This window comes from Anaerobacillus sp. CMMVII, assembly GCF_025377685.1.
GTDB lineage: Bacteria > Bacillota > Bacilli > Bacillales > Anaerobacillaceae > Anaerobacillus.
Genome location: NZ_JACEHK010000008.1, coordinates 258315 through 278368, shown reverse-complemented (window position 1 = coordinate 278368; position 20054 = coordinate 258315). Strand labels below are relative to the sequence as shown.

General features: G+C 35.9%; 19 protein-coding genes, 3 pseudogenes and 1 other annotated feature. Of the genes and pseudogenes, 6 read left to right on the top strand and 16 right to left on the bottom strand.

Translation table 11 applies throughout. From position 1 onward, the window contains the following. Positions 1-217: 217 nt before the first annotated feature. The 5 genes from H1D32_RS12115 to H1D32_RS12095 form a co-directional block, all read right to left on the bottom strand. Positions 218-1336, bottom strand: coding sequence for an RNA-guided endonuclease TnpB family protein (locus H1D32_RS12115; RefSeq protein ID WP_261178552.1), 1119 nt, complete (start codon positions 1334-1336; stop codon positions 218-220). 261 nt (positions 1337-1597) lie between these two features. Further along, on the bottom strand, positions 1598-2746 hold the full coding sequence (locus H1D32_RS12110; protein WP_261178551.1) for an ABC transporter permease subunit: 1149 nt from the start codon (positions 2744-2746) through the stop codon (positions 1598-1600). Next, on the bottom strand, positions 2739-3617 hold the full coding sequence (locus tag H1D32_RS12105; RefSeq protein ID WP_261178550.1) for an ABC transporter ATP-binding protein: 879 nt from the start codon (positions 3615-3617) through the stop codon (positions 2739-2741). The genes H1D32_RS12110 and H1D32_RS12105 overlap by 8 nt, the downstream gene beginning before the upstream one ends. Continuing rightward, a complete protein-coding gene (locus tag H1D32_RS12100; protein WP_261178549.1) occupies positions 3601-4428 on the bottom strand; it encodes a hypothetical protein in 828 nt (275 codons plus the stop codon). The genes H1D32_RS12105 and H1D32_RS12100 overlap by 17 nt, the downstream gene beginning before the upstream one ends. Next, the gene (locus H1D32_RS12095) at positions 4403-4972 is read right to left on the bottom strand and encodes an RNA polymerase sigma factor (protein WP_261178548.1); all 570 of its coding nucleotides are present in this window, start codon (positions 4970-4972) and stop codon (positions 4403-4405) included. The genes H1D32_RS12100 and H1D32_RS12095 overlap by 26 nt, the downstream gene beginning before the upstream one ends. 356 nt (positions 4973-5328) lie before the next feature. Between H1D32_RS12095 and H1D32_RS12090 the strand changes: the two genes are divergently transcribed. Then, positions 5329-6111, top strand: a complete 783-nt coding sequence (locus H1D32_RS12090) for a carbon-nitrogen family hydrolase (protein WP_261178633.1) — start codon at positions 5329-5331, stop codon at positions 6109-6111. Between the two features lie 107 nt (positions 6112-6218). Here the strand turns inward: H1D32_RS12090 and rsgA are convergent, their stop codons facing one another. From rsgA to trhA, 5 genes and pseudogenes are all read right to left on the bottom strand, one after another. Further along, a complete protein-coding gene (gene rsgA / locus H1D32_RS12085; protein ID WP_261178547.1) occupies positions 6219-7268 on the bottom strand; it encodes a ribosome small subunit-dependent GTPase A in 1050 nt (349 codons plus the stop codon). 315 nt (positions 7269-7583) lie between these two features. Continuing rightward, positions 7584-8159, bottom strand: a complete 576-nt coding sequence (locus H1D32_RS12080) for a lysophospholipid acyltransferase family protein (RefSeq protein ID WP_261178546.1) — start codon at positions 8157-8159, stop codon at positions 7584-7586. Positions 8160-8351: 192 nt separating this feature from the next. Continuing rightward, positions 8352-9790: pseudogene (locus tag H1D32_RS12075) on the bottom strand (DEAD/DEAH box helicase). Positions 9791-10131: 341 nt separating this feature from the next. Next, a complete protein-coding gene (locus H1D32_RS12070) occupies positions 10132-10623 on the bottom strand; it encodes a hypothetical protein (protein ID WP_261178545.1) in 492 nt (163 codons plus the stop codon). Between the two features lie 177 nt (positions 10624-10800). Continuing rightward, entirely contained in the window at positions 10801-11448 is a 648-nt protein-coding gene (trhA, locus tag H1D32_RS12065; RefSeq protein WP_261178544.1) for a PAQR family membrane homeostasis protein TrhA, read from the bottom strand. Between the two features lie 131 nt (positions 11449-11579). On the opposite strand from trhA, the pseudogene H1D32_RS12060 reads away from it, so the two are divergent. Then, positions 11580-12166, top strand: a pseudogene (locus H1D32_RS12060) (DUF1836 domain-containing protein). A 13-nt stretch (positions 12167-12179) separates the two neighbouring features. Continuing rightward, positions 12180-12662 (top strand): hypothetical protein, encoded by a 483-nt coding sequence (locus tag H1D32_RS12055; RefSeq protein ID WP_261178543.1) that lies wholly within the window; start codon positions 12180-12182, stop codon positions 12660-12662. A 128-nt stretch (positions 12663-12790) separates the two neighbouring features. On the opposite strand, the gene H1D32_RS12050 is transcribed toward H1D32_RS12055, so the two are convergent. Beyond that, complete coding sequence (locus H1D32_RS12050; RefSeq protein WP_261178541.1) at positions 12791-12937, bottom strand: hypothetical protein; 147 nt, start codon at positions 12935-12937, stop codon at positions 12791-12793. A gap of 483 nt (positions 12938-13420) precedes the next feature. Here H1D32_RS12050 and H1D32_RS12045 point away from each other — a divergent pair, with 483 nt between their 5' ends. Next, on the top strand, positions 13421-14089 hold the full coding sequence (locus H1D32_RS12045; RefSeq protein ID WP_261178539.1) for a hypothetical protein: 669 nt from the start codon (positions 13421-13423) through the stop codon (positions 14087-14089). A 41-nt stretch (positions 14090-14130) separates the two neighbouring features. Here the strand turns inward: H1D32_RS12045 and H1D32_RS12040 are convergent, their stop codons facing one another. Both H1D32_RS12040 and H1D32_RS12035 read right to left on the bottom strand, forming a co-directional pair. Next, positions 14131-14289 carry a hypothetical protein gene (locus H1D32_RS12040; protein ID WP_261178538.1) on the bottom strand — a complete coding sequence of 53 codons (159 nt, stop codon included), beginning with the start codon at positions 14287-14289 and terminating at the stop codon, positions 14131-14133. A gap of 181 nt (positions 14290-14470) precedes the next feature. Beyond that, the gene (locus H1D32_RS12035) at positions 14471-14935 is read right to left on the bottom strand and encodes a DUF6232 family protein (protein ID WP_261178536.1); all 465 of its coding nucleotides are present in this window, start codon (positions 14933-14935) and stop codon (positions 14471-14473) included. Between the two features lie 148 nt (positions 14936-15083). Between H1D32_RS12035 and H1D32_RS12030 the strand changes: the two genes are divergently transcribed. Together H1D32_RS12030 and brnQ are read left to right on the top strand one after the other, a co-directional pair. Next, on the top strand, positions 15084-16049 hold the full coding sequence (locus tag H1D32_RS12030; protein WP_261178535.1) for a DMT family transporter: 966 nt from the start codon (positions 15084-15086) through the stop codon (positions 16047-16049). A gap of 85 nt (positions 16050-16134) precedes the next feature. Continuing rightward, positions 16135-16386, top strand: a binding site (T-box leader). Between the two features lie 50 nt (positions 16387-16436). Beyond that, positions 16437-17766 (top strand): annotated as a pseudogene (brnQ, locus tag H1D32_RS25665) (branched-chain amino acid transport system II carrier protein). 382 nt (positions 17767-18148) lie between these two features. Here the strand turns inward: brnQ and H1D32_RS12020 are convergent. From H1D32_RS12020 to H1D32_RS12015, 3 genes are all read right to left on the bottom strand, one after another. Next, positions 18149-18952 (bottom strand): hypothetical protein, encoded by an 804-nt coding sequence (locus H1D32_RS12020; RefSeq protein WP_261178534.1) that lies wholly within the window; start codon positions 18950-18952, stop codon positions 18149-18151. Next, the gene (locus H1D32_RS25395) at positions 18945-19094 is read right to left on the bottom strand and encodes an RNA polymerase sigma factor (protein ID WP_396126182.1); all 150 of its coding nucleotides are present in this window, start codon (positions 19092-19094) and stop codon (positions 18945-18947) included. The genes H1D32_RS12020 and H1D32_RS25395 overlap by 8 nt, the downstream gene beginning before the upstream one ends. 62 nt (positions 19095-19156) lie before the next feature. Next, positions 19157-19291, bottom strand: a complete 135-nt coding sequence (locus H1D32_RS12015) for a hypothetical protein (protein WP_261178533.1) — start codon at positions 19289-19291, stop codon at positions 19157-19159. Positions 19292-20054: the final 763 nt, after the last annotated feature.

Here is a 20054-nt window from a genome sequence, read left to right as displayed (position 1 = left end):
ATACCTTTTCAAAGAAAGCCCTCCTTACCGCGTAGTTTGTCTCTTACTTGATTAGACGACTACTCATGACAATAAGTTTCACAGTGAACTACCCGCCACTTAAATTCTAACGAATTTTGAAGTGGTGGCTTCTCGAATAATAGGTGCTTTTACTAGCCACCCAAATTGACCGAGCTATCCCCGCTGAACCAGCGGTTCGAAATTATAATCAACTAGGCTATTTCGTTTCTGAAAGTAGTCTTTTTCCTTCGTTTTCAATATTTTTTGCAGCATTTTCGTCACGGTCAGCTTCATGACCACAAGAACACTTATATATTCTTTCGGAAAGTGATAGTTGTTCTTTGACTTCGCCACATCTTGAACACGTCTTTGAAGAAGGGAACCATTTATTAATCTTGATAAATGCCTTCCCTCGGTCCTCAAATTTGTACTTTAAGAATGTAGTGAACATACCCCAACCGTTATCTAGCACGCTTTTCCCAAATTTTAGAGCCTTTGACATGCCCTTCATATTAAGGTCTTCAACAACAACGGCATCGTAATTATTAGCTAAAGCATAGCTCTTTTTATGAAGAAAATCACGACGTTGATTGGCGGTTTTTTCTTGTAGTTTCGTTATTTTCTTCTTTTGTTTATACCAACGATTGGAGCCCTTTTTACGGCGTGACAAAACACGCTGTTCTTTTGCTAATTTTTCGAGAGATTGACGATAGAAGCGAGGGTAATTGGCTCTCTCACCATCACTTGTCACGTACAAATCAGTCATTGAAAAATCCAAACCAACAACGTTTTTCGGTTCGACTTTTTCCACAGTTTCTTCAAATTCAGTCAGAACAGATGCATAGACCTTTCCAGAACTAGTCATCGAAATTGTTACAGATTTCAATTGGTGTGTTACTGGTATTTCTCTGTGTTGTTTAAGTTTGACCCATCTCATTTTAGGTAACTTGATATGACCTTCCAAAATTTCAATATTCCCGTTCACAACATTAGTTGTATATGTTTGTTTATGTTTTCTGCTCTTGAATTTTGGAAACTTTGCATTCTTTTTGAAGAAAGATTTATAGGCTTTGTCTAAGTTCATTTGAGCGTTTGCCAAAGAAAGGCTATCTACTTCTTTCAAAAATGGATATTCCTTTTTGTATTTAGCTGGCGTAGGATGTTTATGCTTCAATAATTCATCCTTATTCTCTTTGAACTGTTCGTAATTTTCGATTCTATCATTCAGCATTTTGTTGTACACAAAACGTACGCAACCAAAGGTTTTCTTCAATAGAGTCAACTGCTTTTCTGTTGGATATAATCGAAATTTGAATGCTTTGTTCTTTTTAGCCATATCAAGCCACCTCCGAACGTATGTTCTAAGGTTTATTTTATCAAAACTTTGTCTAGTTGTCTTTGTTTTTGCTTTTTCTTTTCCAAAACAAATAAAAAAAAAGCCATTCATCTCCCACCTACCGCTAACGCGCTTGAGGAAGGAGAATTCTGGCTATAAGTTGTTAAAAGGAAAATAATATGGTTTTTCTGTGGGCTTTTCACAAACGACCAATAAGAAAGGAGTCCAAATAGACTGGACTCCTTACCGACTTTATCTACCTTAAAAATTTACTTGTTGATGCCTAAAACGATGATAGATGAAAACTACCACAATGATTGTTATGACACTAAATATCGCTAGACTCATATGAGGGTAAAGAATTGGATATCCCAAAACTTGATAGGCTTTAAACTGTTCAAACAAGTCAACTACCATCATTATCTCTAAATAATTAAAATATGTGATATATTTTAGAATTCCTTGTTCAAAGCCGACTTGTTTGATCATCATTGGGATTGCTAGGACAGCTCCACTTATAAAGAAAGTCATCATAGAATTTTTGGTCAAAATCGAAAGTAACAGGACTAAGAGCCCCAAGGCAACTCCCGCAAAAATTTGAAAAGTTAAAGTAACTGCGTAAAACTGCCACACTTCCAAAGCATACGGTGAAAGTCCATAATTCTGATTGAACAACATACCGCCTGGCAGGTTCTGCATAGGTCCCTGCCCCCCTTGTATCCCTCCAAATTTAATCACCTGGAGTAATAGATTGACAATATGTAAGAGGCTAAATACAACAAATAAATAAGTTAAAGCTGCCATGACCTTTGTTGTAACGATTTTTCGTTTCCCATGTTTGGTTGCCAAAATTAAATGAGCAGTTCTTTTACTATATTCATCAGCAAAGACCGGAGTTAAACCCAGTATTATTAACGTTGCTAGGAAAACACTTCCGACTGCCGGCTCAATAAAGTCAAACATTCCACGCCAAGCTCTGATTAGATAAAATCCATGTGGTTCGCCTAGTTGATTTAGCATCGTTAATTCCTTTGAGGCTTCTTTGTATTCATACGATGCCTCTTGTAAGGTAGCTAGTTTTCCTTGAAGAGCTTCTTTCCGTTCATGTAAGGCCTCAGCATGTATACCCGCTACAGCAACCGTATAGTGTACTTCACCAGCGGCTCGATCCTCAAAAGTAAGGGTTCGCCCGCCACCATCAGATACTCGCATTTGTTCGCGCACCAACATTATTTTTTCCTCTGTCACCGGTCCCCCCCACGTCTCGGAAAGTTCTAGATAGACTTCCTCTTTCATGGTCATATCACCTGGGAGTAGAATATCGGCATATACCATGGTGAGAATGACAAGGAAAAAGACAACATAAATACTCTTTCTTGTAAAAATTTTATAGCATTCATGTTTATACACTCGCTGTAACCTCCATATCAAAAAAGTATAAATAGACATCTTCCAACGTTGGAGCCACTTCCTCTGCATTTTCCAGTGGCTTTAGATCATGCACAATCCGAATTTCAATCCCTGTCTCATTACGCTGGATATTCCCTACCTTGAATTCTCTTTGAATGGTAGCTAATTTCTCTTGAGTAACTTTAGCCTTCCATACCTTTCCATGTACTTGCTCTAGCAGTGCTGGAGCAGTACTTCGTTTTAATAATTCACCTTGGCGCATTAAAAGGATTTCTTTGGCAATGTACTCGATATCTGAAACAATATGAGTTGAAAGAATGACTATGCGATCTCCTGCAATCTCAGAAATTAGATTTCTAAAACGAACTCTTTCTTGTGGATCCAACCCTGCTGTGGGTTCATCAACAATAAGAACTTTAGGATCATTCAGCAGCGCTTGTGCGATTCCTAATCTCCTTTTCATTCCTCCAGAAAAAGTACCTATCTTTCTTTTTTGGTCATTTTTTAAGTTTACTAATTCTAGTACTTCCGCTACTTTTTTTATGGAGTCCGTTTTATTTAACCCCTTTAAACAAGCAAAATATAATAAAAAGCGTACAGCTGTAAAGTTTTTATACAAACCAAATTCTTGCGGTAAATAGCCCAAAACATCACGGTAATCATCACCCATAAATGAGATATCTCTGCCGTTTAAGAGAATTCGACCAGACGTGGGCTTTAAGATATCTGCCAACATTCGCATTAATGTAGTCTTGCCTGAACCATTAGGTCCGAGAAGGGCATAAACCCCCTCCGATAATTCCGCTGAAAAATGCTGAACAGCCCACTTATCTTTAAATTTCTTCGATACATTTTCAATAACTAACTTCAACGTTCTCTACCCCTTCATACGAAGAATATTTACTAATCAATTGTTTGATCTGGAGCGTCAACAAAAACAATCCAACACCCATAAACAGTAGATAAAAAGCGATATTTATGTTTAAGATAATTTCTGTCTTAGAAATTAACATGATACTAAATACAATCCACAAAGATATCACGGTAGTAATAAAAGCCGTTCGTCTAAATTTCATAGATAACCAAAGTGAAATAACAGCAAACATCGTAAATGGTGTAAACCAGACTAACAATAGCTCCCACATATAAACCGAACCGATAAGAGGTAAAAAGGCTATTGTCAATATCGTATTTAAAGTAATATTAAATACACCCGTTAAAAACAATCGTGTAAGCATGATCTCATGGGCTGAAAACTTGCAGCTCATTTCGATTTCCAAAAGTCCCAATTCCCTCCCTTTAAACACCTCAACTAAACCAAGAATAAACGGGATTGGAGTCAAAATAATCAACGTAATCATTGGGTTAAAAGAACTTTCAATTACAAAGAAATAGCCTAAGATAAATAGGATCGTACTTGAAAGCCAGTATAACTTACTGATCAGTGAGAGCTCATTTTTAGAATGCTGTATTAATGAAAGGAAACGATCAATTAGATGTATCGAAGCCTTCTTTTTTTCAGGAACATATTGACGTAATGCGTCAATTGTCATATTAATCTTCTGTTCATCTGGGTATTTAACGAGGTATTGGTTTAGCTCGTTTTCAATCTCAGCTAATTCTAACGGATCAACAACATCCATTAGTTCACTGCTGTTATTTTTGTTGTCGAATTTGTCCATCCTCGGTCCCCCCCTTCAAGATTTTCTTCAGTTTTTCTAACCCTTGCTTTAAGCGAGACTTCACGGTCGCTTCCTTGCTATCCGTAATTTCGGCAATTTCTTTGATCTTTAAATTTTGAAAAAACTTCAGTACAATCGCTTCTTTTTGATACTCTGGTAATTGCTGTACAGCCAATTTGACCTTTTCACTTTCTATTTTTTTACTAAGTAAATCCCAAACATTTTGTTTTTCATCTTTTAGGTGTTGCAGCAGTTCATTTTCTCCACCTTTTTGTTTGTAGGCACTACTCCGAAAATAATCACGACAATGATTAACTGCAATCTTTAAAAGCCAATGAGGAAATTTCCCTTCTCCCTTATAGTCGTATATGTATCTCATCATTTTAATAAAAACTTCCTGAGTCATATCATAGGCTAGATGATAATCTCCTAGCTTTCGATATATATAAGCAAATATATTCTTATAGTGTTTTTTGACCAACACTTCCATTGCCGCTTGACTTCCGTTTTTAATCTCTTCAATTAATTCTTCATCTGTTGGCATGTTTATCTTCACCTCTATCTATAGTAACGAGAGAACTCTTGAAAAAGATTTAAAAACAAAAAAATAATTTCAATAGAATAATATAAATGGCTCTTTTCTAAACGCTCTTTTCTAATAAATTGTTGCGATTAGCTTTTAACAAGTAAAAAGCGATTACCTCATTTCAGTAATCGCACTCTACCACAAAAGTTATTGTTTGAAAACTTATACACATAATATACCATTCTGATGAATTCTTCTAAAATTATGTTTAGATGTTTGTTCACTACTAGGTCACTTAAGTTATAAACAAACAATCTACTATTGAAAAAATATCCATCTGTCGGTAAAGTTAAAGCAACGATACCTTGGGAGTGATTTTCGTGAACGTGACTTGTCTTCAAATTGACATTGATTTTGGTAATCCAGTTAAAAATCAACAACGGGTTAAGGAAGAAATAACAAAAGCAATAAGCCATTCTCCTGATGTCATTGTGCTTCCGGAGCTCTGGTCAACTGGTTATGATTTACCACGGTTAGATGAAATTGCCGATGACAATGGTACTTACACAAAGCATTTTTTGTCGCAGCTCGCTAAAACTCATCATGTAAACATTGTCGGTGGGTCTGTCGCAAAAAAATCGGCAACCGGAGTTACCAACACTATGTATATCTTTGATCGCCAAGGTAACTGTGTTGGTGAGTATAGCAAAGTGCATTTATTCAAATTAATGGATGAACACCTTTATTTACAAGCCGGAAATAAGATGGGGCATTTCGAACTTGAGGGCGTTCCTAGTTCTGGAGTTGTTTGCTACGACATTCGCTTCCCTGAATGGATTCGTGCTCACACAACAAAAGGCGCAGAAATCGTCTTTGTTGTTGCTGAGTGGCCACTAGCTCGGGTTGAGCACTGGCGTACTCTTCTTCTAAGTAGAGCAATCGAAAATCAATGCTACGTCGTTGCTTGTAACCGAACCGGCCACGATCCTAACAATGAATTTGCAGGGAATTCGATGATCATTGACCCATGGGGAAATGTGGTAGCTGAAGCAGGTAAAGAACCTATGCAATTAACAGCAAATCTTGATTTAGAGAAAGTCACTCAAGTTCGTAGCCAAATCCCCATTTTTGCAGATCGGCGCACCGATTTGTATTAATTATTAGAATATTTTTATTATATAAGAAATCATTAGATCTCCACCAGATATATTTTTAAAGAGCTCTGAAGTTCTCAGAGCTCTTTGCTTATATCCTATAAAATTGATTACTTACGATTGAAATTCGATATCTTCTTCCACTTTGCTTTTTCAGCTAGTTGCGCTCGAATATCGCCTTTTCGTTCAATATAAGCAAGCTCTTTTTGTAATTTCAGAAAACTATCAAACCTAGCTTGTGCTAAAGAACCTTCAGCAATTGCATTTTTCACTGCACAACCAGGTTCAGAGACATGTGTGCAATCTCGAAAACGACACTGTTCCTCAAGCTCATGGATATCATTGAAGACATGTTCAGAGGCATCCTCCGCTTCCCATAGCTGCAGTTCCCTCATCCCTGGAGTATCAATAATCAGTCCCCCGTTTGGGATTAAGACTAATTCTCGATAGGTGGTAGTATGCTTTCCTTTATCATCATCTGCCCGAATTTCTTGAACTAATTGTTTGTCCTGACCAAGTAAATAATTGGTTAAGGTTGACTTGCCAGCACCCGAAGAACCTAGCAAAGCAACGGTTTGACCTACCTGTAAATAATTATGAAGTGGTTCTAGCCCAAAATCTTCTTTTGTACTAATGACATACGTTGGAACACCGAAAGCAACAGATTCAACTTCCGCAAGCTTTGCTTCAATATCATGACAGAGGTCAGCCTTTGATAAGACAATTACTGGTGTTGCACCACTTTCCCATGCCATAATCAAATATCTTTCAATTCTTCGAAGATTAAAATCATTATTTAAGGCAGTTACTAAAAAGACCGTATTAACGTTCGTCGCGACGATTTGTTCTTCAGTTGTTTTCCCAGCTATTTTTCTTGAAAATTTACTAAACCTAGGTAAAACAGCATGGATTGTTGCTCTGCCCTCTTCTGGTCTGGCTGCAATAGCAACCCAATCCCCTACAGAAGGGAACTCTTCCCTTCCACTTACATGAAACCGGAATTTCCCTGATACTTCACCTAGTAGTTCTCCCGCTTCAGCAAAGATCCGGTACATTTTTTTATGTTCTAAGGCTATTCGACCTACGGTTAAGCCTTCTTTTTCATATTGTTTAAACTCTTTTTCTAATTCTTCATTCCAACCTAATTCATGTAAATTCAACTTTTATTCCTCCAATTGGATAATGTTTATTATTCACCGCAAAATGGCAAAAAATAAAAGGACCTATTTCTAGGCCCTTTTTCGTAACTAAAAACCATGGCCTGATAACACAGCCCATGGTGAAATGTACGTATCCATATGGAGAACGACAAATTAAAAAGCTTCACTTGAGGGCTGTGTATTATTTACAATTGGTACTAACGTCATTTTCATTGTGTTCATCATACATCCCTCGCTTTCTAATAAGATACATCGATTGTAGCATATAATGGAAAATATAACAAGTTTTTCTTTTTACTTTGGTGAAGCGAAATTTTATTTATTGATGTGTTCAACTCGAAGCTTTGTTATCTCTTCCGCAATCCGATTTGAGATTTTCTCATAGTCAGTTTCTTCTCCAAAGGAAAGCGGTTTTCCGAATATCACTCCTGCTTCACCGAACCATTTTTTATTTGTCGTCCCGTAAATATAAGTAGGAACGACAGGCGCCCCACTTTTCGCTACGATAAAGCCGACTCCTTTTTTGGGTTCTTGCATTTCTCCAGTCTTACTACGTGATCCCTCAATAAATAAGGAAAAGATCTTCCCTTCTCTTAATAATTTCAGTGAGTGCTTCAGCGATTTTATATCAGCTTTTTCTCGATTAATCGGAAAGGCACCCATTTCCGAAATGACCCACGCTAATAATTTATTTTTAAATAAACTTTCCTTAGCCATAATATAGAGTTTCCCAGGTGTATTTGTTCCGACTAATAACGAATCCCAGTTATCCTGATGGTTCATCGCGATAATCACGCCACCTGTCGGAATGTTTTCCTTCCCCTTTATTGAAAGGCGAAACCGAACACGTACCGCCAACCCAACAACAAAACGTATGAAATGATAAATCATTCTTTCTCCTCCTAAACTGTCCATCCAATACGGACTTTTCTCTATTTTGTTCTTTTTAATTATCTTCTCTGTAAAGAGTTAACCTTTCGAAAGTTCACTTTCTTTTATCGGAATTAGGTAGTGAGATAAATATACGTACACCTATGATGGTGAAAGTGAACTTTCTTTGTTGTCAGGCACCAATCAATGTATTTATTTATTTGCTTTATGGACTTTTAGCTGCTTGCCTTTGATTGTTGTTGTTTTCATTTCTTTGATGACTTGTGGACCTTTGCCATTTAAGATATCTACATAGGTGACATTATCTTGAATCTCAATAATCCCAATGTCATTCGCAGTTAGACCTGGTAAGTTTGCAATTGTTCCAACGAAATCTACAGCCCTTAGCTTCTTTTTCTTACCACCGTTGAAGTATAGCTTCGTAATTTCTTTATTTAGTTGCTCACTTTTATCTTTTTTAATTGTCGGACGGGATTTGACTTTTGATAAAAATGATGGTCTCCCTTGGATAACTGCATCTGCTGTTGGAGGATCGATTTTCTGAATGGTAAAGCCGATATACTCTTCTATTTCAGCTAAGCGCCTGCCATCATAAGGAGTGACAAATGTAAATGCTTTACCTGTCTTACCTGCTCTTCCAGTTCTGCCTGTACGGTGAACATAGCTTTCCTTTTCTAAAGGTATGTCATAGTTAATGACATGAGTGATATTCTCAATGTCAATTCCCCTTGCAGCTACATCAGTCGCGACTAAATAAATAAACTTTCCTTTTTTAAAATCGTTCATGACCGCAAAACGATCATCCTGGTACATCCCACCATGAAGTTTATCACAAGGATAGTTGTAGTCATTTAAGTGTTCAATCAGATCTTCTACTTGTTCTTGGGTGCGGCAGAAAATGATACAGCTATCAGGGTTTTCAACAATAGATACATCCCTTAATAGGTCAAATTTCTTCTCTTCCGTAACTTCGATTACAAAGTGCTCAATTTTATCTGTTGTAATACCAGTAGCTTGTATCTCAACTTGTATCGGATTTTTCATATACTTAATACTTAAATTCGCTACATCCTCAGGTAAGGTTGCTGAAAAAAGCATTGTTACTCTATTTTTGGCACTTCTTTGATAATCGCTTCCACTTGGTCAATGAAGCCCATGTTGAGCATCTCATCTGCTTCATCGATTACCAAATATTTTACTTTGTCTAATTTAAGTGTTCCTTTACGAATATGGTCAAGAACACGCCCAGGGGTGCCAACGACCACATGGGATTTTTGCTTTAGTTCCAATTTTTGTTTCTCAAAAGGAGATTTCCCGTAAACTGCGGTTGCCTTAATACGCTTAAATCTACCGATGTTGGTAAGGTCTTGTTTCACTTGGACAGCAAGTTCTCTAGTAGGAGTTAATATCAGTGCTTGTGGTTTGTTTTCTTCCCACTCCACTAATTCACAAATAGGAATCCCGAAAGAGGCTGTTTTCCCACTTCCTGTTTGAGATTTAACTACAAGATCCTTTTTTTGAAGTGCTGTAGGCACGACTTTGGCCTGTACCTCTGTTGGTTTTGTATAATTTAAGCTCGTGAGTGCCTTTTTGATTTCTTGACTCAATGGTAAACTGTTAAAATTATTCATTTATGTAACCTCGTTTTTTCTTTTTTAGAGAATATATTCTGCTTTTCATTCTTAACGATAAATTTGATTATTTTATAATAAAATGTTCTCCTTGGGGACATCATATTATTCGAGGGCAGCAATGCTCTCTCAACCCAATCCCATCACTTTTGTTGATGTTGAAATACAAGATGAGGTGATTCGTTTGCACAGCGACAAAGTATTTCAAGATTGTTTTTAACAATAATGAAATGAGGTGTTTCTGTGGAAAACAGGAATCGATACGGCCCCAGATTGTAAGAATGGGTAAGAACGAAAGAGATGGTCACATTACGTTGGCCATCTCTTTTCTCTTTCTATCCTCACTTGTTTTTCTTATCTAGCTTGCGCTTCGGTTTGAAACCTTCTTCAAGTAAATACTGTTTAGCTTCATTATAAGAAGGAAACGTTCCATCAAGCAATTCTCCTGCGTATACGTTCCACATATCATCTTCCTGAACCACGCTAAGTGAGTGATTTTCCTGGTTCAACCATAATTCATCGATCAATTGCTCATTTTCTTCTTCAGCAACTGCATTAGGTTGAAGCGATTGGATCGAACGTTCAATGATTGAACGTAACTCTTCTTCCGAAAAATCTCGGATATTCACCATTCCTTTAGCATCTTTTTTAGGTACCTTTAATTTTGCAGCATAGACAAATCCATTTCCATTCGGATGTAAATGATAAACGACGTTCTTTTTATCAGTACCACTGCCCTCATAATGGAAATTCACACGATTGAGGGAAACCTCGTGTCGTTGTAGTTCTGGATACGATTCGATAATTGCAAGTTTTTGTTCAAATGTTAACATAGTTCCTCCAAAAACGTAATTTAATAATTCATTATAGCATTAGAAGTTATTAACAACAAAAGTAGCTGTTGGAGCTACTGGAAAAATTAGTGACGAGGTGCAAATTCTGCTTCCCCCTTCCATTGAAGCTGCACATTAATAGTGGCGCTAATATCTACTTCACTCTCGTTGTAACAACTACAAAACGTATAAATAGACACAGAAGAAATGAGCAAAGCTGCCAAGAAGAATGAAAATGTGGAAAATCTCATGGAACCCCATATACTTAAAACTTAAAAATTTCGGTTTTAAACCATAGATTATGCCACCAACCGTGTAGAAAATTCCACCTGCAAATAATAGCGATACCCCAACCGTCGTTAAGCTTTCTACTAATGGGGAAAAAATAAAAATTGCTAACCAACCCATCGTAATATAAATTCCCGTCGATAACCAACGCGGACAATTAAACCAAACCATCTTAAATATAATTCCGCTCACTGCGAGAAAATAAACAACCCCAAAAAATGTCCAACCAGTCAAACCATTTAAGCTGATTAAGCAAAATGGTGTATAAGACCCAGCAATTAAAATAAAAATCATTGAATGATCCACTCTTCTAAAAAAAGCGATGAGTCGGTCTTTAGCAATAACCATATGATACGTTGCAGATGCTGCATACAACAAGGTCATACTGACACCAAAGATTATCACGGCGCTAATCGCAAGCGATGAACCTGTCGTCAATGAAGCTTTTATGACCAGTGCCAATAAACCAATAAATGATAATATTGCACCTGCTAAATGTGTTAAGCCGTTAATCGGCTCACGGATATACGTATTCATTAATAACTCCCCCTCATTACGTTATGTAGTTTCTATAACTACTTTCAATCATATAACTAACTCCACAAGTAGTCAACATTTACTTTTTTCCCTCTATCTTTTATACTAAAAAGAAAAACGAGGAAAATAAGATGAAAAATATGAACGAGATCTTAGATCAACTTGGACTAGAAAAGACAATTTCACTTGAGGATATGCCTAACATAGACCTTTACATGGATCAGGTCATTCAACTGTTCGAAAATACATATGGAGAAACAAAGCGAACAGAGAGTGACAAAGTTTGACGAAAACAATGATTAACAACTATGCCAAAGGCAAAGTATTTTTTCCTATTCAAAATAAAAAGTATTCAAAGGAACACCTTATTTTAATTAGTATGATTTATCAATTAAAAGGCGCCTTATCGATCAATGACATTAAGATAGCTTTAGAAGGTATAAATGATCGGGTTGTTAACGATGAAATGAATATTGAATCCTTTTATAATAGTTACCTTCAGCTTTTTGCAAAAAATGTGGCGGATGTCAAAGAGAATGTTTTGACCCAAGTAACAGAGGTAGCCGAAGAAGTCTCTCGATTAGATAGCGATGATCGTGAGTATTTAGAACGCGTGTTACTCATCTCTACATTAGTAAGCACGAGTAACTTTTATCGTCGTGTTGCCGAAAGATTGATTGACGACTTAAATCCAAAAATAGAAGAAAAGAATAAATAATAGGAAGTGATTTTTGAAACAATTTGCCATCATTGCCTTTATACTCATCATTGGAACCATCATCATCAGTTCATTTTTCTTCATTGGAAGTGATGCGGTAAAGGATTCAACCAAAGTTTTTATCCATGAAATAGTCAACAACAAGGGCTCTCAAGAATTAACTAGCTCAGAAAATGAACAGATCAAACAATTTTTTGATAGCATTCAAGCACTTGGTCTACCACACCCACTTATTGATGGGGTTCAAATCCACTATTATGATGTATTTACACCCCCAACTGAAAATGATGAGTATTTACAATATATTTCTGTAAAATACGATCCGATTACCGGTGGAGGTTTTGATACCGACATTAACTTTGAATATATATTGTATAACGAGGCCGATGGAAATCCTGAAGAGATATATTTCGGTAAAATTGTGGTACGGTCTTTTGATCCTGATTTTAGTAATAAAGAATTACTTCTGGTAACACCAATGGAAAAACAAAAGTAAGAAGAAAAGCCCAAGGCGACTGGAGCTAGACTATTACTATAATAATTAAACTTATCGATAGGTAAAAAAACTTATAAATTTACAAATAAAACTCCCTCTCTTTCTTGAGTTGGGAGTTTTTGATTTCTTTAGTCTTCCATAAATAAACGAGCGTAATAGAGCGATTCTTCATCTAATTTCTTCTCAGCTTCTATTAAATCTTCTTGTTGCTTTTCACTTGAGACTTGGAAACTCCCAGACACATTTGGAACTTGCTCTTTTTCTTTTTTATCCATTTTCACTCCCCCTTTCTAAATGGCTGTTTATTTCGCAAAGTTTTTGTTGGTTTCGTTAAAATCCCAAAAGCCGGATTTTTACACAAAATACTAAGAGTTTACCACTAATTTAGTAGGTATTGCTCTTTTCTTAATTAATTCATTGGGTGATATCTTCATCTAAGATACTTTTCCGATTATTTTAGAATAAAAAGCAACAATTTTTTTTGTGCGACGAGTAACCGCAGGAGCAATGTTTACGAAAAGAGCCTTCTGCATACATTGTTTGTTAATCAAAGTCTGTCTATGTATATTACTGAATTAAGTCGGCAATTGATAAGCGGCGAATTTCTTCGTCAGCTTCACTCGTCAATCATCCTCATGTACATCTATGTACATGAGGGGATTGTCTCGCTCGCTTCCTCGAACTTCTTGCTCCTAAATGGTTTAAAGTAGTAACTACAAAATATTTTTATGGTAAGATTTTACTTGAGGTGATTTTATTTGCTTAAAAAAATAGTGCTCATCAGTATCCTTGCAATCTTCATAAGCTTTCAAATGTATCAAACATATCTCGAACGTCAAAAGCAAGCTGCAATTATTGACAAACTAGCAAATGAAATTGAAGCATTGTTTGATCCAATTATTAACAATACTTCTTTTACTATCAATGATGATCATTATTTTCTAAAGACTGATACTGTAGAATTTCATGGCGATCCAAAAGATCAAAATGGTATAGTTTTAATTAGCTATCACATCTACGAAAATGAGGACCAATTGCTTGCCAATGATCATTTGCCCGCGCCTTTAATCACTGTTTACGTAGGTAGGCCTAATAAGGATAGTGAATATTCATTAAACCGACACGAAAAAAGTAGCTATATCTTACAACTGTATGAATCATTTACAGCATATTTTTATGACTACCACTACCTATTGCATAACGAAAAAAATTGGAGTGAAAAAGGCTCTGATAGTAGTTGGAACGAAGAGGAAGGTGTCATCGATGAGTGGGGATTTGTTCAAACTAGCGGAAAAGCAAATTATACAACTACAACCACAGCCAATCATCAAGTGATGACATTTGAAACTGAATTTATGCTAAAGAAATCCCATGAACAACTTGTCATTCCTATTCACGTTACCTACCCTGCATCTTGGAATAGGTAATTTGAAGCTACCACAGTTGGTTTCTGTGGTAGCTTTTTCGATTATTTATCGTTGTCGTCGTCGATACGATTATTATCAATTAAATCCTGTGCATCATTTTCAGCTGCGAATTCAGTATTTACATTAAGAAAATTGGGATCATCATTATTTTTTCGGTTGTTACGGTTGTTGCGATTATCCCGATCATTATTTTTTGGCATCTTTCCCACCTCCATTTCATTTATATTATCTCAAAAAGTTTGTTAAATAATTCACAATACAAAACCAAACTATGTGTGCAATTAATAAAAAGAGGACTACCAATTGGAGCTATATTGGTAGTCCTTTAATGTGTTAATTAATTTTTCTACTTCAAAACTAAACCCCAATATACTGTTTTCACTACAGTTTCGTCTCATTACGATAGGTAGCATAACGAATTGCTTGTTTAATAGCTTTGTTAATTTCGCTAATTTCAAGCTTGTCTTGAAAATCTTTTAAGACGATATTTTTTTTTCGGCCATTTTTAAATCTTAGCTGCATTGCATAATGTTCTTTTTGGGGCAATGTCATTAATAAGGCTAGTAAAATGATAACAAGCCCAGTTAGATCAAAATAATTCACAGCACTGAATAGAACGTTAACATCAATAATTTGTGATAGCTGACCCGCGCGTATTTTCCCTAATAGGATACAGAAAACGCCAATTACTGCTAAGGCTATATTTATTGATTGATCTGGCCTACCTATTAAAGCTTCGCCACTGGTTAATTCATCTATTTTAAATTTCATGTGAGAGATGCGAATATAGTCATCCGCAACAGCTATTCTTCCGTTTTCACTCTTATAATAAATGATCTCGCTCATCTCTCCACCGCCCAATTTGTTCGTTACGCAATTATATGAGCAGTTGGACAAACATATGTTATTTCAAGAAACATTTTTCTAGCAATTAATTAATAATCTAAGTATGATGAAATTACCTTATTTTGAAGTGAGTAGGTGAGCAGAGTTTATGAAAGAAATAGCAATCGGAATTTTGGCCTCCATGTTCTTTGCGGTTACATTTATTTTAAACCGTTCAATGGAGTTATCTGGCGGAAGTTGGCTTTGGAGCTCTTCATTACGATTTTTCTTCATGGTTCCTCCTTTGTTTTTGATTGTCCTTTTGAGAAAAAACATGCGGCAGTTATTTAATGAAATGGTAAAGCAACCGCTGCCTTGGTTAGTTTGGAGCTTTACAGGATTTGTGCTTTTTTACGGCTCAATCACCTTCGCTGCAGCCTACGGTCCAGGATGGTTAGTAGCAGGAACTTGGCAAATCACCATTGTTGCTGGAATTTTATTAGGTCCGTTATTTTTCGAGGTTCATGGAAATGAAAAAGTAAGAAAAAAAATTCCACTCCGCGCTTTACTTATTTCTTCTTTTATTCTAGTTGGGATTATTCTTCTACAATTTCAAAATTTTGGTAGTGTTTCCTCTTTCTCGATTCTGATTGGTGTACTTCCAGTTATCCTAGCAGCATTTGCCTATCCTTTAGGTAATCGAAAAATGATGGAGGTATGTGGAGGAAGATTAGATACATTTCAAAGAGTATTCGGTATGACTTTGGCAACTCTTCCGTTCTGGTTTATTATTGCGGGAGTAGGCTTCGTTCAAGTCGGACCACCACCGACAGACCAAATCATTCAATCGTTTATTGTTGGTATTAGTTCGGGTGTCATTGCAACATCATTATTCTTTATCGCAACTAACCGTGTCAGGAATGATCATAGCAAGCTCGCTTCTGTAGAAGCGACACAGTCAATACAAGTCATTTTCGTAGTAATTGGCGAGGTTTTATTATTATCTAGCCCACTACCGAACGCTGTTGCCACAGGAGGACTAGTCATTATTATCACTGGAATGCTCCTTCATAGCTACAATGCAAATAAACCTAGTTCTAAAGCAGTCCTACAAGAGCTAACAAAAATGAATTAAAAATCAGAAAATTTAATCTTATCAAAAATCACTTGTAAAGTTCGAAAAATACTATACAATCATAATTATTAAAAAATTGTATGAATTAAAATCTATGAAGAGAACAGTAAGAGTAATCCTAAACTACAGCGAGTTGACGGTGGGTGCAAGTCAATGTTTAGCTATTTCTGAAAATCATCTCTGAGATGCAAAGCTGAAAGACCTAGTAAGCTATTGCCGGAATTTTCCACCGTTACATTGGAACACGTATGACTGTATGTTGCTGAAGAGCCGTTTTAAATTACTCATGGAGTAATTTACGGAATTAGGGTGGTATCGCGATTAACTCGTCCCTTTTATGGGGCGGGTTTTTTAGTATTTTAAAGCTTAATTTCTTAGGAGGAAATCATGAAAACGAAAGACACTTTTTTATTGGACTTATGTTATTTGCTTTATTTTTTGGCGCTGGAAATCTAATTTATCCACCATTTTTAGGGATGGAATCAGGTACGACTTTTTGGCTTGCAATCATGGGGTTTGTGCTAACTGGGGTAGGTCTACCAATCTTAGCAATTGCTGCAATTGCTCTTGTGAAAGGTGGCGCTGAAGGCCTTGCTAGTCGTGTTCACCCATTATTTAGTTTTGTGTTTATAACAGTGGTTTACCTTGCCATCGGTCCATTTTTTGCAATCCCACGAGGAGCAACAGTTGCTTATGAGATTGGCTTTAGACCATTTGTACAAGGTGGAACCTTCGAATCAATTGCCTTATTTTTATTTACACTAATCTTCTTTGCTCTTGTCTATGTCGTTTGCTTAAATCCAACAAAGATTGTTGACCGTGTTGGACAATGGTTAACACCTGCTTTATTACTTGCGATTGTAAGCTTAGCAGTTGCTAGCTTTTTTAAGCTAGATGGTCCTGCCCAAGAGGTTAGTGAAAAATATAGCACCGCTCCATTTTTCACAGGCTTTTTAGAGGGATACTTAACGATGGATACTATTGGCTCTCTCGCCTTTGGAATTATCGTCATAAATGCCTTAAAGGAACGAGGCATTCATGACCAAGGCGAGTTAATGAAACATTCGGTTCGAATAGGAATTATCGCCGGACTAGGGTTAGCCTTTGTCTACATCGCTATTGGACTACTGGGAGTTAAAATGGCTAGCTACGGAAGTTTTGAAATGGAAGTGCCATTCTTACAAGTGGTGCAGAACTTTTGTTTGGACCAAGTGGAAAAGTTCTGCTTGGAATTATAGTTCTTCTTGCCTGTTTTACCACATGTATCGGTTTAACAATTGCTTGTAGCCAATACGTAACCAAACATACGACAAAAGTCAGTTACAAAACGAGTGTTACAGCTATCATTCTTTTTAGTTTATTCGTCTCTAACCTCGGTTTAAATCAAATCATTACCTTATCAGTCCCGGTACTTGTTATGGTTTATCCAATTACAATCGTCTTAGTTTCGCTTGCATTCCTGCATCGTTTCTTTAATGGGTCAAAGCTTGTGTACCAAGGTTCCATCCTATTCACTTGCTTGGTTAGTGGCTATGAAGGGCTAACTATGTACGGATTAAAGCTAAACCTTTTAGACAAATTAATTATTCAACTTCCTTTTTCTGAATTAGGTTTAGCATGGCTAGTTCCTGCTTTTGTAGGAGGGTTAGTCGGTTTGATCATAACGAAGTATAATGATAAAGCTGTTAAAACGAAGCCAAAACAAAAAGCAGCTTAATAGAAAAGTAAGTAGTTCCGATACTGTCGAGAAAATCTAAAATAACAGATGAAATATCCTACTAAAACACAATATGTTTGGCACCATTATTAACAGTGCAAATAGTAAACAACAACGCTTGGATTTTATTATCCAAGCGTTCTCCTTCTCTTCTTTTGTTCCATTTGTTGACCTACGAAGTAAAGGATGGTAAGTTGATGCATATTTTGAAACTACTTTACAGCGAATGAATACCCCTCGAAAACATATATTTCATTTTTGGGGCTCCAAAAACATAAAGATCACTTTAGATCATCGTTGTCGATTTAAGTTGATTCAGCAAGGTCTCTTAATTATGAAATTAACTCATATATAAGAATAATGTGACAGCTAGCTATAATTCTCAGTTGAACACATCAAAAACTTTGCTTTCACCATCTTCATAGTGGCAAATAGCGATTTGTAGGTTTTTCATATTCCAGTCTGAGGAGCGTAGATATATAAACGAATTATTCAACTCTACAATTTTGTCACTAGTAAGATATTGTAAATCGAAATATTTATCGTACTGCTCATTATAACCAGGTTGTTCAATAGTTTTTGGTGTAAACATATCTGAAGGCTGTTCATTTATTTCTTTGATGACTCTAGAGCTAACATTGTATTGATGGGTAAATGGAATATCGTTAGTAAAAGACATGTCATCATTTCCAATATAGATTGTTGTACCATCTTGAGAAACAGATGCTACCATCATGGAGATGTCATATGACTTCATATGTTCAGACGAAATCCGATTCGTAACCATTGAATCATGCATATTATATACAATGACTCCAAATGTCCCATCGATCACCGCTATTTTATCATCAGCATATAAAAGTCTAGGCATTTCAGCACCTATATTCATTTCTGCAATGTCAAACAGGTCTACGGATAATTCTTCCCCTTCATTACCAGAATTTTGTACAGCCTGCTCGTTTTTTGGACCTACAAGGGGAACTTTTAGAAAAGATATGCTTACTATAAGAAAAATAGCTGCAGCAGAAGCCAATGCTGTCCAATAGAACGGATTAAACTTTTTTGATTTATGAATACCTTGTTGAATTTTCATTTGAATTTTTTCGCTATCTTCAGTCGTAAATTCAACATTGTTATCTAAATAACTTTTCACTTTTTCTGATATTTTCTTATCAAAGTTATTCAAGTTTACCGCCCCTTTCAAGTTTTCTTTTTAGAGCATCTTTTCCGCGTAACAGTCTTGATTTAACGGTATTTATACTAATATTGAGGACATCACTTATTTCCTTCATATTCATTTCCTGATAGAAATAAACTCTATCATCAATTAAAAAAAGAACTTCAATAAGAAAAACATAGGGAGATTAGTCTTCCTATGTTTTTATTCATATTATTTATCTGTTTGTTTTTGCTTCTTTTTCAAATACTCCGCACGTATTTTTTCAAGTTGCTGCTTTTTATCAAATTTGGCAGGCGTCTGTTTTTCATGAAACTTTGTCACAGCTACCTTACCTTTGGCATCCAATTGATATTTCCCACTTTGTTCACCTACTTTTTTTGTCTTGTCTTTAAAGAAAATCTATTCAACAAATATAATATACCTTATTTTACTGAAGTAAACCTTATTACTTTATTAGTGTACCGCTGCTAACTTTGCATATATCAGTAAAAACACTAAAAATTTAGTAAAATAATTCATCGCCAAATGGTATTCATTTCATTTCTATAATCAAAATAAAATGCCTTGACACTTACATAAGCGTTAATAATTCTATTTCTTGTTTGTTCAGCTCTCTTCTAAAGTTCCAATTGTTCGGTAAATAAGTTTTAAAATTTTAAAATATCTAAATCTACTCCATCTTTTAAATGGTTCTTAATGCTAATAACCATTACATTCTCGATGATTTCAAATTTAGGTTTCTGAGGGGAAATATTGTTTTTTTTCAGTGTCTTTTTACTATTTGTTTAAAAAAATCTACATCCCCAATATTTTTCTGAACATAGGAATTTTCATGTTGACAAAAGTTATTGTCATTATGCTATTTTGGATGCGATTTTGTGCGATAATTCATGAGTTTATATCAAATAATGGTTGATGTACAAGGAAAAAGTAAGAGACCAATTCATATGCGTCTGCTAATTAGTATGCTATTTCTCATGTTTCTACACCGAAACGGAACTACTTAATAGAAAAGCGAAGTGCTTTTCCCTAGGAAAAAGTGTTGTCCTTTTTCCCCGCTTAGCCCCGACAAGCAAATGTTCTTCCAAGCGAGCTTGTGGCGTAAGCT

Bases quoted from the DNA above. Each gene is read 5' to 3' on its own strand.
- H1D32_RS12115 (WP_261178552.1), bottom strand. From the start codon at position 1,336: ATGGCTAAAAAGAACAAAGCATTCAAATTTCGATTATATCCAACAGAA.
- H1D32_RS12100 (WP_261178549.1), bottom strand. From the start codon at position 4,428: ATGGACAAATTCGACAACAAAAATAACAGCAGTGAACTAATGGATGTT.
- H1D32_RS12095 (WP_261178548.1), bottom strand. From the start codon at position 4,972: ATGCCAACAGATGAAGAATTAATTGAAGAGATTAAAAACGGAAGTCAA.
- H1D32_RS12080 (WP_261178546.1), bottom strand. From the start codon at position 8,159: ATGATTTATCATTTCATACGTTTTGTTGTTGGGTTGGCGGTACGTGTT.
- H1D32_RS12070 (WP_261178545.1), bottom strand. From the start codon at position 10,623: ATGTTAACATTTGAACAAAAACTTGCAATTATCGAATCGTATCCAGAA.
- trhA (WP_261178544.1), bottom strand. From the start codon at position 11,448: ATGAATACGTATATCCGTGAGCCGATTAACGGCTTAACACATTTAGCA.
- H1D32_RS12050 (WP_261178541.1), bottom strand. From the start codon at position 12,937: ATGGATAAAAAAGAAAAAGAGCAAGTTCCAAATGTGTCTGGGAGTTTC.
- H1D32_RS12040 (WP_261178538.1), bottom strand. From the start codon at position 14,289: ATGCCAAAAAATAATGATCGGGATAATCGCAACAACCGTAACAACCGA.
- H1D32_RS12035 (WP_261178536.1), bottom strand. From the start codon at position 14,935: ATGAGCGAGATCATTTATTATAAGAGTGAAAACGGAAGAATAGCTGTT.
- H1D32_RS12030 (WP_261178535.1), top strand. From the start codon at position 15,084: ATGAAAGAAATAGCAATCGGAATTTTGGCCTCCATGTTCTTTGCGGTT.